The sequence below is a fragment of the Pseudomonas sp. Colony2 genome (assembly GCF_019382755.1).
Lineage (GTDB): Bacteria > Pseudomonadota > Gammaproteobacteria > Pseudomonadales > Pseudomonadaceae > Aquipseudomonas.
The window spans coordinates 1,213,703-1,228,262 of record NZ_CP080030.1 but is presented as its reverse complement, the minus strand read 5'-3'; the positions used below and the strand labels follow the sequence as shown (position 1 = coordinate 1,228,262).

The 14,560-nt window shown below is 61.1% G+C and carries 12 protein-coding genes; 5 read left to right on the top strand and 7 right to left on the bottom strand.

Features of this window, described 5'->3' with window-relative positions; all coding sequences use genetic code 11:
- Positions 1-50: 50 nt before the first annotated feature.
- A complete protein-coding gene (gene treR, locus JV201_RS05095; RefSeq protein ID WP_003209636.1) occupies positions 51-755 on the top strand; it encodes a trehalose operon repressor in 705 nt (234 codons plus the stop codon).
- Positions 756-829: 74 nt separating this feature from the next.
- On the opposite strand, the gene guaA is transcribed toward treR, so the two are convergent.
- The 4 genes from guaA to JV201_RS05075 form a co-directional block, all read right to left on the bottom strand.
- Positions 830-2,407, bottom strand: coding sequence for a glutamine-hydrolyzing GMP synthase (guaA, locus tag JV201_RS05090; RefSeq protein WP_003209644.1), 1,578 nt, complete (start codon positions 2,405-2,407; stop codon positions 830-832).
- Between the two features lie 82 nt (positions 2,408-2,489).
- The gene (gene guaB / locus JV201_RS05085) at positions 2,490-3,959 is read right to left on the bottom strand and encodes an IMP dehydrogenase (RefSeq protein ID WP_003209646.1); all 1,470 of its coding nucleotides are present in this window, start codon (positions 3,957-3,959) and stop codon (positions 2,490-2,492) included.
- Positions 3,960-4,118: 159 nt separating this feature from the next.
- Entirely contained in the window at positions 4,119-4,667 is a 549-nt protein-coding gene (locus tag JV201_RS05080) for a hypothetical protein (protein WP_003209647.1), read from the bottom strand.
- A 137-nt stretch (positions 4,668-4,804) separates the two neighbouring features.
- Positions 4,805-5,572 carry a sulfite exporter TauE/SafE family protein gene (locus tag JV201_RS05075; protein WP_003209649.1) on the bottom strand — a complete coding sequence of 256 codons (768 nt, stop codon included), beginning with the start codon at positions 5,570-5,572 and terminating at the stop codon, positions 4,805-4,807.
- A gap of 99 nt (positions 5,573-5,671) precedes the next feature.
- Between JV201_RS05075 and JV201_RS05070 the strand changes: the two genes are divergently transcribed.
- From JV201_RS05070 to leuA, 4 genes are all read left to right on the top strand, one after another.
- Entirely contained in the window at positions 5,672-6,562 is an 891-nt protein-coding gene (locus JV201_RS05070) for a LysR family transcriptional regulator (RefSeq protein ID WP_087695128.1), read from the top strand.
- A 10-nt stretch (positions 6,563-6,572) separates the two neighbouring features.
- On the top strand, positions 6,573-7,952 hold the full coding sequence (xseA, locus tag JV201_RS05065) for an exodeoxyribonuclease VII large subunit (protein WP_003209653.1): 1,380 nt from the start codon (positions 6,573-6,575) through the stop codon (positions 7,950-7,952).
- 3 nt (positions 7,953-7,955) lie between these two features.
- Positions 7,956-8,777 carry a peptidoglycan DD-metalloendopeptidase family protein gene (locus JV201_RS05060; protein WP_008438272.1) on the top strand — a complete coding sequence of 274 codons (822 nt, stop codon included), beginning with the start codon at positions 7,956-7,958 and terminating at the stop codon, positions 8,775-8,777.
- A 320-nt stretch (positions 8,778-9,097) separates the two neighbouring features.
- Positions 9,098-10,777: a 2-isopropylmalate synthase gene (gene leuA, locus JV201_RS05055; protein WP_003209657.1), complete on the top strand. Its 1,680-nt coding sequence runs from the start codon at positions 9,098-9,100 to the stop codon at positions 10,775-10,777.
- Positions 10,778-10,971: 194 nt separating this feature from the next.
- Here leuA and JV201_RS05050 read toward each other — a convergent pair whose 3' ends face one another.
- The 3 genes from JV201_RS05050 to der all read right to left on the bottom strand — a co-directional run bounded on the left by JV201_RS05050 (position 10,972) and on the right by der (position 14,477).
- Positions 10,972-11,763, bottom strand: a complete 792-nt coding sequence (locus JV201_RS05050) for an amidohydrolase (protein WP_008438274.1) — start codon at positions 11,761-11,763, stop codon at positions 10,972-10,974.
- Entirely contained in the window at positions 11,751-12,899 is a 1,149-nt protein-coding gene (locus JV201_RS05045; RefSeq protein ID WP_003209660.1) for a pyridoxal phosphate-dependent aminotransferase, read from the bottom strand. The genes JV201_RS05050 and JV201_RS05045 overlap by 13 nt, the downstream gene beginning before the upstream one ends.
- 108 nt (positions 12,900-13,007) lie before the next feature.
- Positions 13,008-14,477 carry a ribosome biogenesis GTPase Der gene (der, locus tag JV201_RS05040; protein WP_003209661.1) on the bottom strand — a complete coding sequence of 490 codons (1,470 nt, stop codon included), beginning with the start codon at positions 14,475-14,477 and terminating at the stop codon, positions 13,008-13,010.
- Between the last annotated feature and the right edge of the window lie 83 nt (positions 14,478-14,560).

Genomic DNA, 14,560 nt, shown 5'->3' with positions numbered 1-14,560 from the left:
GCCACTAAGGTTCCTGCCTTGAACGCCAACGTGGCACAGAGCCCTTCCCCATGAGTAAATACAACCAGATCTATACCGATCTGCTTGCCAGCATCACCACCGAACGCCTGCAACGCGGCACGCGCCTGCCCTCCGAAACCGAACTGATGGACGCCTACCAGGCCAGCCGTGGCACGGTACGCCGGGCGATCGAGCAATTGCAGGAGCGCGGCTTCGCGCAAAAGATCCACGGCAAGGGCACCTTCGTGTTGTCACCCAACCCCATCGAGTTCCAGCTCGGCGGTATCGTCAGCTTTCGCGAGACCCATGCCGCCCTCGGCGACGACGTCAGTACCGAAGTGGTGGAGTTCAGCCAATTCCCGCTGGAAGGCCCGTTGATGCAACACATTGAGGCCGAAGCTGGCAGCCTGATTACCCGGGTCAAACGGGTGCGGCGGATCGACGGCAAACGGGTGATCCTCGACATCAACCACTTCGTCGCCGACCTGATACCGGGGCTGGATCGGGAGATTGCCGAGCAGTCGATCTATGCGTTTATCGAACAGACCTTGCAGCTGCAGATCAGCTATGCCCAGCGCACCATCGAAGCGCTGCCGCGGGGGAAGGACGACCAGACACACCTGGACCTCGAAGGCCAGAGCCATGTGATCGTGGTGAGCAACCAGACGTTTTTGCAGGATGGACGGCAGTTCGAGTACACCGAGTCGCGGCATACGCTGGATAAGTTTTACTTTTCGGATATTGCGCGGCGGTAGACAAACTCCAGAAACACAAAACCCCGGCACCAGGCCGGGGTTTTGTTATTCAGCGCTCACCTGCTACCGCAGGTTCACTCCCACTCAATGGTCGCCGGCGGCTTGCTCGACACGTCATAAGTCACGCGCGAAATACCTTCGATCTCATTGATGATACGCCCGCTGACCGTCTCCAGCAGTTCGTACGGCAGGTGTGCCCAACGGGCGGTCATGAAGTCGATGGTTTCCACCGCACGCAGGGCCACAACCCAGGCGTAACGACGGCCATCGCCGACCACGCCAACCGACTTCACCGGCTGGAACACTACGAACGCCTGGCTGACCTTGTGGTACCAGTCGGCCTTGCGCAGTTCTTCGATGAAGATGTGGTCGGCGCGGCGCAGCAGGTCGGCGTATTCCTTCTTCACTTCACCGAGGATCCGCACGCCCAGGCCCGGGCCCGGGAATGGGTGGCGGTAGACCATGTCGTACGGCAGGCCGAGTTCGAGGCCCAGACGACGGACTTCGTCCTTGAACAGTTCGCGCAGTGGCTCTACCAGCTTGAGGTTCATTTCCTCAGGCAGGCCGCCCACGTTGTGGTGGGACTTGATCACGTGGGCCTTGCCGCTCTTGGCGCCGGCCGATTCGATCACGTCCGGGTAGATGGTGCCCTGGGCGAGGTACTTGATGTTGTCCAGTTTGTTGGACTGGGCATCGAATACGTCGATGAAGGTGCGACCGATGATCTTGCGCTTCTTCTCAGGGTCGGACTCGCCGGCCAGGTTGTTCAGGAACTGATCTTCAGCGTTGGCGCGGATCACCTTGACGCCCATGTTCTCGGCGAACATGGCCATCACTTGCTCGCCTTCGTGCAGGCGCAGCAGGCCGTTGTCGACGAAGACGCAGGTCAGTTGGTCGCCGATGGCCTTGTGCAGCAGCGCCGCAACCACGGAGGAGTCAACGCCGCCGGACAGGCCCAGCAGGACGTTGTCGGTGCCGACCTGGGCACGTACGTTGGCGATGGCGTCTTCAGCGATCTTCGACGGGGTCCACAGGGCTTCGCACTGGCAGATGTCGAGGATAAAGCGCGACAGGATGCGACCGCCTTGCTTGGTGTGGGTCACTTCCGGGTGGAACTGCACGCCGTAGTAGCCGCGCTCGTCGTTGAACATGCCGGCAATCGGGCAGCTCGGGGTGCTGGCCAGGATGTGGAAGTCTTCCGGCATCCGGGTGACCTTGTCACCGTGGCTCATCCATACGTCGAGGCCAAACAGGCCGTCGGCGTCGATGTGGTCTTCGATACCGTCCAGCAGGCGGCTCTTGCCGACCACGTCGACACGGGCGTAACCGAATTCACGCAGCTCGGAACCTTCAACCTTGCCGCCCAGTTGCTCGGCCATGGTCTGCATGCCGTAGCAGATACCGAAGACCGGCACGCCCAGGTCAAACACCGCCTGCGGGCAACGCGGGCTGTTGGCTTCGTGCACGGACTCGGGGCCGCCGGCGAGAATGACGCCTTTTGGAGCGAATTCGCGAATCGCTTCGTCGTCCATGTCGAACGGATGCAGTTCGCAGTACACGCCGATTTCACGCACGCGGCGGGCGATCAGCTGAGTGTACTGGGAACCGAAGTCGAGGATCAGGATGCGGTGGGCGTGAATGTCGAGGGCCATGAGATCAGTCTCGTCTAATGAATCAGAAACAACTCGGGGCTGAATAAGACAGCCCCGGTTACTTAACTATTTGCTGGAAGCATCAACCTACGCGGTAGTTTGGCGCTTCCTTGGTGATCTGTACGTCGTGGACGTGGGACTCGGCCATGCCGGCACCGGTGATCCGCACGAACTCAGGCTTGGTGCGCATTTCTTCGATGTCGGCGCTGCCGGTGTAGCCCATCGAGGAACGCAGGCCGCCCATCAGTTGATGGATGATGGCGCTCAGGGTGCCCTTGTACGGAACACGCCCTTCAATGCCTTCCGGTACCAGCTTCTCGGCGCCCGCGGAGGAGTCCTGGAAGTAGCGGTCGGAAGAGCCTTGAGCCTGGGACATGGCACCCAGGGAACCCATGCCACGGTAAGCCTTGTACGAACGACCCTGGAACAGTTCGATCTCGCCCGGCGCTTCTTCAGTACCGGCGAACATCGAGCCCATCATCACGCAGGAAGCACCGGCGACGATGGCCTTGGACAGGTCACCGGAGAAACGGATGCCGCCGTCGGCGATCAACGGTACGCCAGTGCCTTCAAGGGCCGCGGCGACGTTGGCGATGGCGCTGATTTGCGGTACGCCTACACCGGCCACGATACGGGTGGTGCAGATCGAGCCAGGGCCGATACCGACCTTGACCGCATCAGCACCGGCTTCGGCCAGGGCCTTGGCGGCAGCGCCGGTGGCAATGTTGCCGCCGATCACTTGCACGTCAGGGAAATTCTGTTTGACCCAGCGAACGCGGTCGATCACGCCTTTGGAGTGACCGTGGGCAGTGTCGACCACCACCACGTCAACACCGGCAGCCACCAGGGCCGCTACACGGTCACCGGTGTCTTTGCCGGTACCGACCGCAGCGCCTACGCGCAGACGACCTTGATCGTCCTTGCTGGCCAGCGGGTAAGCCTTGGCTTTTTCGATGTCGTTGACGGTCATCATGCCCTTGAGGGCGAATTTGTCGTCGACGATCAGTACGCGTTCGATGCGGTGCTTGTGCAGCAGCTCGCGCACATCGTTCTTGTCGGCGCCTTCCTTGACAGTAACGAGGCGCTCTTTAGGCGTCATCACTTCACGGACGGTGACTTCAAGGCGGTTCTCGAAACGCACGTCACGGGAAGTGACGATGCCGACCAGGTCGCCATCGTGCAGTACCGGAACGCCGGAGATGTTGTGCAGGCGGGTCAGGTCGAACAGGTCACGAACGGTGGCATCGGCCTCGATGGTGATCGGGTCCTTGACCACACCGGCTTCGTAACGCTTGACCTTGCGAACTTCGGCAGCTTGCTGCTCGATGGTCATGTTCTTGTGGATGATGCCGATGCCGCCTTCCTGAGCCATGGCGATTGCCAAACGGGCTTCAGTGACGGTGTCCATGGCAGCGGAAACCAGAGGAATATTCAGCTCGATGCCACGGGTTAGGCGGGTCTTGAGACTGACTTCGTTAGGAAGCACCTCGGAATAACCGGGCACTAGGAGAATGTCGTCGAATGTCAGAGCTTCTTGGCTGATACGCAGCATCGCGGGGGCTCCCGAGCGGGAAAATGGAAGCGCGCCATTATAGTCAGACACCCCCTCGGGTTCAATGTAAAACTCTGACAAACTTGGTAATACTGATAGATGGATGATTTTTGCAGCACTGAGCGTTCCCACGCTCTGCGTGGGAACGCTCACATCGGATTAAAGTTCGACTTTGACCCAACTCATCTTCTGGTCCAGCCAGTCGGCAAATTCGTCGATAAAACTCTGCTTGAACCCCGCCTCCGCCCAGTTATTGAAGATGAATCCCAGGTTGGAAAAGCCGCATTCCTGCAGGAACAGGAAACCGTTGATGTCGTCCTCATGCCCACACAGCGGGCAGGTGAAGTTATCGGTGTGGCCGGGCATCCAGTCTTCCAGGCTTTCGAACAGGGCTTCGCCGACTTCCTTGAGGCACTCGGGACAGCCGGCCTCTTCCAGGAAGCCTTTGGCCGGGGTGTAGATGCAGCGCTTGTAGATGATCTCCAGGCCGTTGATCGGCTCGTTGAACGGCAGCGCGTCGGGGTGCAGCACCACGGCGCGGGCACCGTCGGCCAGGGCATAGCCCATGCGGTTGCCGGTGCGCCCGCAGGTGGTGAGTTCTTCCTTGACGATGTTCTTGCGCACCAGCCAGCGCACGATCGCCCGGGCGCGGGGTTCGTGGACGGGTAGCGTGGAGATTTTCGGGACAAGGATGCTTTGGGAATTCATGGGAGTCCTGCGGCGTGGCTACTGGCGCCTTCGCGAGCAAGCCCGCTCCCACAGGGGGAATGCGTTCCAAATGTGGGAGCGGGCTTGCTCGCGAAGAGGCCCTGAAGGCTGGCAGCTTAATCCCTGAAACAATCAGGTCAAGTACTCAAGTAACGGGCAATCAAGGCAATGCCACTGGCCAGCACCAGCCAGGTCACCAACCGCACAAACGCCTCGCGGGACATGCGCAGGGTCAACCGCCGCCCCGCCCACAGCCCGAGCGCCATGGCCGGCAACAGGCACACCGCCAACATCAACAAGGGTAGCTCGGCATACACGCCCGCGATCAGAAACAGGCTCAGGCGCACCACCGTGCTGCAACTGATCAACGCACTCTGGGTCGCCCGCGCGCCATCCTTGGGCAATCGGCTGTTGAGGTAGATCGCATACAGAAAGCCGCCACTGCCAAACAACGCGCCAAACAGCCCGCCGACAACCCCCATGGGAATCGCCCAGCCGGCTGCCATCTGCGTGGGCTTGGCCTTCACCGCCAGGCTGTAGATCGCATAGGCGCTGATAAACAGCCCCATCAACAGCAGCAATAAATCGGAGTGCAAGTTGAGCAGGAAGATCACCCCAAGGGTGCAGCCAATCGCCATGCACGGCAGTAGCCTGAACAACTCCGGTTTCACCACATCCCGGCGCGATTGCAGAAGGTTGCCGAAGGCCGCGACAAAATCCAGCAGCACCAGCAAGGGGATGATCTTCGACAGCGGCATGAACAGAATCAGGATCGGCCCCGCCACCAATGCGGTACCAAAGCCTGCAATGCCGAACACGATATACGCCAGGGCAATCGCCACGCCTATCACCAGCCAGTCCACACCGCCAAACGACCAATGACTCAACAACTCGACCGGACTCATGACGTATTCCTTATTAGAGATGGCCATCACTTTAGCCATTGGCAAGCGTTGCGACTAATATCTTCAAAGCCCATCACTCATCTCGAAAAGGCATGACTTGTGATTTCCACCCGGCAATTGCGTTACTTCGTCGAAATCGCCGAGAGCGGCAGCTTCAGCGCAGCGGCCGAGCGGCTGTTTGTGGCGCAATCGGCACTGAGCCGGCAGATCAAGGAGCTGGAAAACCTGCTGCAAACGCCGCTGTTTGAACGCACTGCGCGCCAGCCACGGCTGACGGCTGCGGGCGAGGCTTTTTATCCGCGGGCACGCAACCTGCTGGGCGAACTGCTCAAGGCCAGTGAGATGGCGACGCAAGTGGGCAATGGACAGCTCGGCACGCTGCGGATGAGCCATTCGAGCACGGTGCCGATGAGTGGCCGCCTGCTGCGCGGCATCGGTGCCTGGCTGGAACGATGCCCGGGCGTATCGATGGACATCGCCAAACTGTCCTCCGAAGCCCAGTTGGAAGAAATCGCCGACGGCCGACTGGAGGTCGGGCTGTTGCGCTTACCGGTGTTGCGCCAGCGCGAAGGCGTGCGCATCGTGCCTTTATATAGCGAAAGGCTGTTGCTGGCCGTGCCGCCGAACCACCGGTTGGCCGGGCACACATCCGGTATCGATTTGGCGCAACTGAAGAACGAAGCGTTTATCTCGATCCCTCACCCCCAGCGCGGAGGGCTGAGTTACCTGTCAGCCGAGTTGTGCATGCGTGCAGGATTTTTCCCCAAGGCGGCGCGGGTGATGTCGCGCAAGACCACGCAGCTACAGCTGATCCAGGCCGGATTCGGGATCGCCTTGCTGCCGGAGTCGATGCAGGACATTGCGCCGGCCAACATCCATTTTTTACCCCTGGCCGATCCCGATTGCCAAAGCACCGTCGCCCTCGCCTGCCAGCAAACGCCGAACGCGCTGGTGGAGCAATTCTGTCAAACCCTGCACGAATGCCTATAAACTGCCGCCCATGATTAAAGATCCCTTTGCCCGTCTGGGCCTGGACCGCGAAGTCCTGACTGTCAGCCAGCTCAACGGCCGCGCGCGGGTGTTGCTGGAAGACGTGTTCACCAATATCTGGGTCGAAGGCGAGATCTCCAACCTCGCCCGCCCGGCCTCCGGCCACGTGTATTTCACCCTCAAGGACAGTGGCGCCCAGGTGCGTTGTGCGCTGTTCCGGCAGAACGCCGCACGGGTGCGCCAGGCGTTGAAAGACGGCCTGGCGGTGAAGGTGCGGGGCAAGGTCTCGCTGTTTGAGGGCCGTGGCGACTATCAGCTGATTCTCGACACGGTGGAGCCGGCCGGTGACGGCGCACTGCGCCTGGCCTTCGACGCGCTGAAAGAAAAACTCAGCGCCGAAGGCCTGTTCAGTGCCGAGCGCAAGGTGCCGCTGCCCGCACACCCACGGCGCATCGGGATTATCAGCTCGCCCACCGGTGCGGTGATTCGCGACATCATCAGCGTGTTCCGCCGCCGGGCGCCCAACGTGGAACTGACGTTGATCCCGACAGCCGTACAAGGTCGTGAAGCCGTGGCGCAGATCGTCCGCGCACTGAAGCTGGCCGACGCACGCGGCTTCGACGCGCTGATCCTGGCCCGTGGCGGCGGGTCGCTGGAAGACCTCTGGTGCTTCAACGAAGAAGCCGTGGCGCGTGCGGTGGACGCCTGCGTGACGCCCATCGTCAGCGCCGTTGGCCATGAGACCGATGTGTCGATCAGCGACTTTGTCGCCGACGTACGCGCCCCAACGCCTTCCGCCGCTGCCGAGCTGTTGGCGCCGGACTCCAGCCACCTGACTCGCCAGGTAGAGAACCTGCACCGCCGCCTGGTGATGCTGATGCGCAACCGCCTGACCCACGACCGCCTGCGCCTGGAAGGCATGGCTCGTCGCCTGCGTCACCCGGGCGAGCGCCTGCGCCAACAGGCCCAGCGCCTGGATGACCTGGACATGCGCCTGCGGCGTGCCTTCGAGCGCAGCCTCAACACCCGTCGCGAGCGTTTGATCCGCCTGGAAACCCGCCTCGCCGGCCAACACCCCGGCCGCCAACTGGCGCTGTTGCGCCAACGCCTGGACAGCCTTGCCGAACGCCTGCCCCGCGCCATGCGCGAAGGCCTCAAGGCCCGTCGCCTGCAACTGCAAAGCCAGGTGCAGACGCTGCACGTGGTCAGCCCGCTGGCGACGCTTGGACGCGGCTACAGCATCTTGCTCGACGAACGCGGCCAGGCGATTCGCAACGCCGCGCAAACCCACACCGGCCAGCGCCTGACCGCGCGCCTCGGTGAAGGCCAATTGCAGGTACGGGTGGAAGACAACCACCTGACGCCCGTCACCCTCTCGTTACTGGACTGATTGATGCCACGCTTTTTAAGTTTGTTGATGCTGCTGTGCCTGACCTTTAACGCCCATGCCGACAGCTACATCACCCGCCTGCTGAACAAGCCGGTGCCCGGTGGCGTGGCGGTGGTCGACCTCGGCACTTCGGCCACGGCGCCCAAAGCCACCTACATGAACCGCCCGGTGCTGGTGGTGAAGGAGCAAAACAACTGGCTGGCGATTGTGGGCATCCCGCTGACGGTCAAGCCCGGCACCCAACGCATCACCAGCGGCAGCCAGAACCTGCCGTTTGTCGTGGGCTTCAAGAAATACCCCGAGCAGCACATCACCCTGAAGAACAAGAGCCAGGTGAACCCGGACCCGGCGCAACTCAAGCGCATCGAAGGCGAGCTGGCAGTCCAGCTCAAGGCCTATCGCAGTTTCAGCCCGAACACGCCGAGCAACCTGCTGCTGGACAAGCCGGTGAACGGGCCGCTGTCGAGCAAGTTCGGCGTGCGACGTTTCTTCAATGGCGAGGAGCGGAATCCGCATTCCGGCCTGGACTTTGCCGTGGGCGCCGGCACGCCGATCAAGACCCCGGCAGCGGGCAAGGTGATCCTGACCGGCAACTACTTCTTCAACGGCAACACCGTGTTTGTCGACCATGGCCAGGGCTTTATCAGCATGTTCTGCCATATGTCGAAGATTGATGTGAGCGTGGGCCAGCAACTGGCTCGTGGTGCGGTGGTGGGCAAGGTCGGTTCCACCGGCCGGGCGACCGGGCCGCATATGCATTGGAACATCAGCCTGAACGACGCACGGGTGGATCCGGCGATCTTTATCGGCGCGTTTCAGCCCTGATGCTCAATTGCGCACCCGGCAACGGGTGCGCAAACAAAACAACCCCGCGCACAATTCTCAACCATAAAATCTCGTTTTCCTCAGCAATAGCAGAACTTCTCTCAATTTTTTCCGACTGCTTGCCATCTTTCACCCCGGCGGTTAGGGTTGGACCTATGAAAACCTCTCACACCCTCATTCAGCTCCGCCAGCACCGCAGCCTGTGCCTAGTCAGCGCACGACTGCCAGGCTGAATCGATCTGCCTCGTCTTCTGCTTTATCCCCAATAACAGTTTTACGGCAGGCCGCCTTTTCTCGGCCCCTAGACAAAGGATTTCCCGATGAGCATGCTCAAAGACCCGTCTTCGAAGTACCGCGCGTTCCCGACCATTGATATCCCGGACCGCACCTGGCCTTCGAAAACCATCACCACCGCGCCGATCTGGTGCAGTTCCGACCTGCGCGACGGCAACCAGTCGCTGATCGAACCGATGGACGCGGTGAAAAAGCTGCGTTTCTGGAAGACCCTGGTGGCCGTCGGTGTGAAGGAAATCGAAGCCTCCTTCCCGGCTGCGTCGCAAACCGATTTCGACTTCGTGCGCACCCTGATCGAAGACAATCACATCCCCGAGGACACCACCATCCAGGTGCTGACCCAGGGCCGTGAAGACTTGATCGCACGCACCTTCGAATCCCTGCGCGGGGCGAAGAAAGCCATCGTTCACTTGTACAACGCCACCTCGCCGTCGTTCCGCCGCATCGTGTTCAACCAGGACAAGGATGGCATCAAGGCGATCGCGGTCAACGCGGCCAAGCTGTTCGTCAAATACGCCGCCCAGCAGCCGGAAACCCAGTGGACCTTCGAATACTCGCCAGAGACGTTCAGCGCCACTGAGCTTGAGTTCGCCAAGGAAGTCTGTGACGCGGTGATCGAGGTCTGGAACCCGACGCCTGAGCACAAGGTGATCCTCAACCTGCCAGCCACCGTCGAGTGCGCCACCCCGAACATCTATGCCGACCAGATCGAGTGGTTCGGTCGTCATATCAACCGTCGCGACAGCGTGATCATCAGCCTGCACACCCACAACGACCGTGGCACCGGCGTAGCCGCCACCGAGTTGGGCCTGATGGCCGGCGCCGACCGTGTCGAAGGCTGCCTGTTCGGCAACGGCGAGCGTACCGGTAACGTCGACCTGGTCACCGTGGCCCTGAACATGTACACCCAGGGCCTCGACCCTCAGCTGGACTTCTCCGACATCGACGGCATCCGCAAAGTTGTCGAAGAGTGCAACCAGATCCCGGTTCACCCGCGTCACCCGTACGTCGGCGACCTGGTTCACACCGCCTTCTCCGGCTCCCACCAGGACGCGATCCGCAAGGGCTTCACCCAGCAGAAAGACGACGCCTTGTGGGAAGTGCCGTACTTGCCGATCGACCCGGCCGACATCGGCCGCAGCTACGAGGCGGTGATCCGCGTCAACAGCCAGTCGGGCAAAGGCGGCATCGCCTACCTGCTGGAGCAGGAATACGGCATCAGCTTGCCGCGCCGCATGCAGATCGAGTTCAGCCAGGTGGTACAGGCCGAAACCGACCGAGTGGGCCTGGAGATGACGGCCGCGCAGATCTACAGCTTGTTGCAGCGTGAATACCTGCAAGCCAACATTCCTTACGCGCTGGTCAGCCATCGCTTGCAGGAAGAGAACGGCAACAGCTCGGTGGAAGTTGAAGTCTCCGGCAAAGGCCAGGGCGAAACCAACCTGCGCTGGCACGGCAAGGGCAACGGCGCCCTGGAAGCGCTGGTGGCCGGGCTGCCGATTGGTGTGGAGATCATGGATTACAACGAACATGCGATTGGTGCCGGCACCAATGCCAAGGCAGCGGCCTACATCGAGCTGCGGGTGAACGGTGAGCGTCCGGTGCATGGCGTGGGCATTGATGAAAACATCACCACGGCGAGCTTCAAGGCGGTGTTCAGCGCGCTGAACCGCTCGTTGAGCCAGCTGGAAGCGAAAGCGGCGTAAGCACTGACCGCTGAAATGCGAAAGGCCCCGGGATGAGAATCCAGGGGCCTTTTTATTGGAATTTGTGGTGATTTTCAGGGCCTCTTCGCGAGCAAGCCCGCTCCCACATTTTGACCGCGTTCTTTCAGGTGGCGCAGGTCGAATGTGGGAGCGGGCTTGCTCGCGAAGGCAATCTATAAGGCGGCGAAAATCCTTCAGGTGAACTCGAAGCTGTCCGCATCCAGGTTCGCCGGGAAGCGTGTGCGGTACTCCGCCAATTCCGCTGCGTCCAGGCACACCTGGAACACCCCGTCCGCCTCCCCTGCGCTCAGCAGGCTTTCGCCCTGGAAGTCCACGACCTGGCTGTCGCCGGTGTAGGCAAAGCCCTTGCCGTCCGTGCCCACCCGATTCACCGCCGCCACGTAGCACAGGTTTTCAATGGCCCGTGCCGGCAGCAGACGGTTCCAGTGCTGGCGACGTGCGCCCGGCCAGTTGGCGGTGTACAGCAGCAAGTCAGTGTCCTGGGCGTCACGACTCCACACCGGGAATCGCAGGTCGTAGCAGATCAACGGACGAATCCGCCACCCCTTGAGTTCGAACTGCACCTGGCGCTCGCCGGGGGTGTAGTGGTCGTGTTCACCGGCCATACGGAACAGGTGACGCTTGTCGTAGTGCAACACCTCACCATCCGGTCGCGCCCACAGCAGGCGGTTGCGGTGACTGCGGTCGGCGGCCTGGATGATCACGCTGCCGGTGATCACCGCGTTGTACTTCTTCGCCTGGGCCTGCAGCCATTGATGGGTGGGGCCGTTTTCAGGCTCGGCGAGGGTTTCCGATTCCATCGAGAAACCGGTGGTGAACATCTCCGGTAGCACGATCAGGTCGGCACCCTTGGCCTGTTCCAGCAACAGTTCAAAATGCTCCAGGTTGGCCTGGCGGTCGTGCCAGGCCAGGGTGGTTTGCACCAGGGCGATGTTCAGGTTGGGCAGTGCACTCAGATCACGCATAGTTTCTCGGCTGCTTGACGCAGCGTCTCCTCGCGTTTGGCAAAGCACAGTCGCACCAGGCGCTGGCCTTGCGGTGGGTTCCGGTAGAACACCGAGACCGGGATGGTCGCAACGCCGTGTTCGCGGGTCATCCACAGCGACATGGCGACGTCATCCAGGTCCGGGCGAATCTGTGAGTAATCCACCAATTGAAAGTAGGTACCGGCCACCCGGGTAAAGCTGAAACGCGACGGTTCCAGCAGGTCGCAGAACAGGTCGCGCTTGGCTTGATAAAAAGCCGGCAGCTCCTCGACGTGTTCCGGGTGTTCGGCCATGAAGTCTGCCAAAGCGTACTGCAACGGGGTCACGCCGCAAAAGTTGACATATTGATGCACCTTGCGCAGCTCGGCGCTGAGGGCTGGCGGCGCGACTACGTAGCCGGTTTTCCAGCCGGTGACGTGGTAGGTCTTGCCGAACGAACTGACCACAAACGCACGCTGATACAGCTCTTCGTGGGCCAACACGCTGACGTGGGGCACACCGTCGAACACCAGGTGCTCGTAGACCTCGTCGCTGACCAGGTAGATGTCGCGGTCGCGGATCAACTCGGCCAACTGGTCCAGCTCGGCACGGCTGATCAGGGCACCGGTGGGGTTATGCGGGCTGTTGAGGATGATCATGCGGGTGCGCGGCGACAGCGCAGCGCGCAGTTGCTCGAAGTCCAGGGCGAAATCATCCAGGCCCAGTTGCACGTGTACGCAGCGACCGCCTGCCAGTTCCACAGAAGGCTCGTAGCTGTCGTAGGCCGGATCGAACACGATGACTTCATCACCGCTGCGGATCACCGCCTGGATCGCACAGAAGATCGCTTCAGTGGCGCCTGGGGTGATGGTCACTTCGCTGTCGGCATTCACCGTTGCGCCATAGCTGCGGGCGATCTTGGCCGCCACTTGCTGGCGCAGTACCGGCAGGCCGGTCATCGGGGCGTATTGGTTATGGCCCAGGGCAATGTGTCTGCCCACTCCATCGAGCAACTCCTGGGGCCCGTTAAAGTCGGGAAAGCCCTGGGACAGGTTGAGCGCACCGGTTTCGGCAGCGAGTTGCGACATGGTGGTGAAGATGGTGGTGCCGACATTCGGCAGCTTGCTGGTGATCATCGGTGCGCCCCTTGCGGTGAGCCCCAAGTTTTAAGCTGCATGCCGCGAAGGGTCAACCGCCAAGCACAAAAAAGGGCTCCGAAAGAGCCCTTTTTCAACCGATCAGGATCAGCGCTTGTCGCGGCGCTTTTTGTCGGCCTTCTTGTGGTGCGTCATCATCCGGCGCTTTTTGTTTACCTGGCGGTCGGTGAGGCTGTTCTTGTTACCTTCGTACGGGTTCTCGCCACCCTTGAACTCGATACGGATCGGCGTACCGACCAGTTTCAAGACGCGGCGGTAGGTATTTTCCAGGTAACGCACGTAGGACTTCGGCACCTTCTCCAGCTGGTTACCGTGAATCACGATAATCGGCGGGTTGGCACCACCCAAGTGAGCGTAGCGCAGCTTGATCCGACGGTTGTTGACCATCGGCGGCGCGTGCTCGCTGACCGCATCTTCAAGAATCTGGGTCAGGCGGTTGGTCGGCCAGCGGGTAACCGCGGACTTGAACGAGTTCTGCACCGAGGCGTAGAGGTTACCCACGCCGGTACCGTGCAGTGCCGATATAAAGTGGATATCGGCAAACTCGACGAAGAACAGGCGACGCTGCAGCTCGACCTTGACGTAGTCGCGCTCGCTCGGCGTCATGCCGTCCCACTTGTTGATCGCAATCACCAGGGCGCGACCGGCTTCCAGGGCAAAGCCCAGCAAGTTCAGGTCGTGGTCTACCACGCCTTCGCGGGCGTCCATGACGAAGATCACTACGTTGGCGTCTTTGATCGCCTGCAGGGTTTTCACCACGGAGAACTTTTCAACTTCTTCGTGGATCTTGCCGCGCTTGCGCACACCGGCAGTGTCGATCAGCGTGTACTTCTCGTCGTTACGCTCGAACGGGATGTAGATGCTGTCGCGAGTGGTGCCCGGCTCGTCATAGACGATTACCCGGTCTTCACCGAGCATGCGGTTGACCAGGGTCGACTTGCCGACGTTCGGACGGCCGATGATCGCGATCTTGATACCGTCTTTTTCGCTTGGGCCAGGAATGCGCTTGGCTTCCTCGCCTTCGGCAACGATTTCTTCTTCGCCTTCGACTTCATCCACGTCATCACGCGGGAAGTCGCGCAGGGCGATTTCCAGCATCTGGGTGATGCCGCGACCGTGGGCACCGGCGATCGGGATCGCATCGCCCAGGCCCATCGGGCTGAACTCGGCGCGGGCCATTTCAGGATCGATATTGTCGATCTTGTTGGCCACCACGTAGGAACGCTTGTTGCGCTTGCGCAGGTGCTCGCCAATCATCTGGTCTGCAGCGGTGTAGCCCGCGCGGGCGTCCACCAGGAACAACACGACATCAGCTTCTTCAATGGCCAGCAGCGACTGCTCGGCCATCTTTTCGTCCATGCCATGCTCGTCACCGGAGATACCACCGGTGTCGACAATAATGTAGGAGCGCCCTTGCCACTTTGCCTCACCGTATTGGCGATCACGGGTCAGACCGGACAAGTCGCCGACGATGGCGTCGCGAGTCCTGGTCAGGCGGTTGAACAAGGTGGACTTGCCGACGTTCGGTCGGCCCACCAGGGCGATTACGGGAACCATGCGGCTCTCCACTTCGTTATTTCAGAAAATACAAAAGCCGCTGCAAGGCAGCGGCTGGTGCTCGGGGCAGCGCTCGAAAGCGC

Bases quoted from the DNA above. Each gene is read 5' to 3' on its own strand.
- treR (WP_003209636.1), top strand. From the start codon at position 51: ATGAGTAAATACAACCAGATCTATACCGATCTGCTTGCCAGCATCACC.
- guaA (WP_003209644.1), bottom strand. From the start codon at position 2,407: ATGGCCCTCGACATTCACGCCCACCGCATCCTGATCCTCGACTTCGGT.
- guaB (WP_003209646.1), bottom strand. From the start codon at position 3,959: ATGCTGCGTATCAGCCAAGAAGCTCTGACATTCGACGACATTCTCCTA.
- JV201_RS05080 (WP_003209647.1), bottom strand. From the start codon at position 4,667: ATGAATTCCCAAAGCATCCTTGTCCCGAAAATCTCCACGCTACCCGTC.
- JV201_RS05075 (WP_003209649.1), bottom strand. From the start codon at position 5,572: ATGAGTCCGGTCGAGTTGTTGAGTCATTGGTCGTTTGGCGGTGTGGAC.
- xseA (WP_003209653.1), top strand. From the start codon at position 6,573: ATGATTAAAGATCCCTTTGCCCGTCTGGGCCTGGACCGCGAAGTCCTG.
- JV201_RS05060 (WP_008438272.1), top strand. From the start codon at position 7,956: ATGCCACGCTTTTTAAGTTTGTTGATGCTGCTGTGCCTGACCTTTAAC.
- leuA (WP_003209657.1), top strand. From the start codon at position 9,098: ATGAGCATGCTCAAAGACCCGTCTTCGAAGTACCGCGCGTTCCCGACC.
- JV201_RS05050 (WP_008438274.1), bottom strand. From the start codon at position 11,763: ATGCGTGATCTGAGTGCACTGCCCAACCTGAACATCGCCCTGGTGCAA.
- JV201_RS05045 (WP_003209660.1), bottom strand. From the start codon at position 12,899: ATGATCACCAGCAAGCTGCCGAATGTCGGCACCACCATCTTCACCACC.
- der (WP_003209661.1), bottom strand. From the start codon at position 14,477: ATGGTTCCCGTAATCGCCCTGGTGGGCCGACCGAACGTCGGCAAGTCC.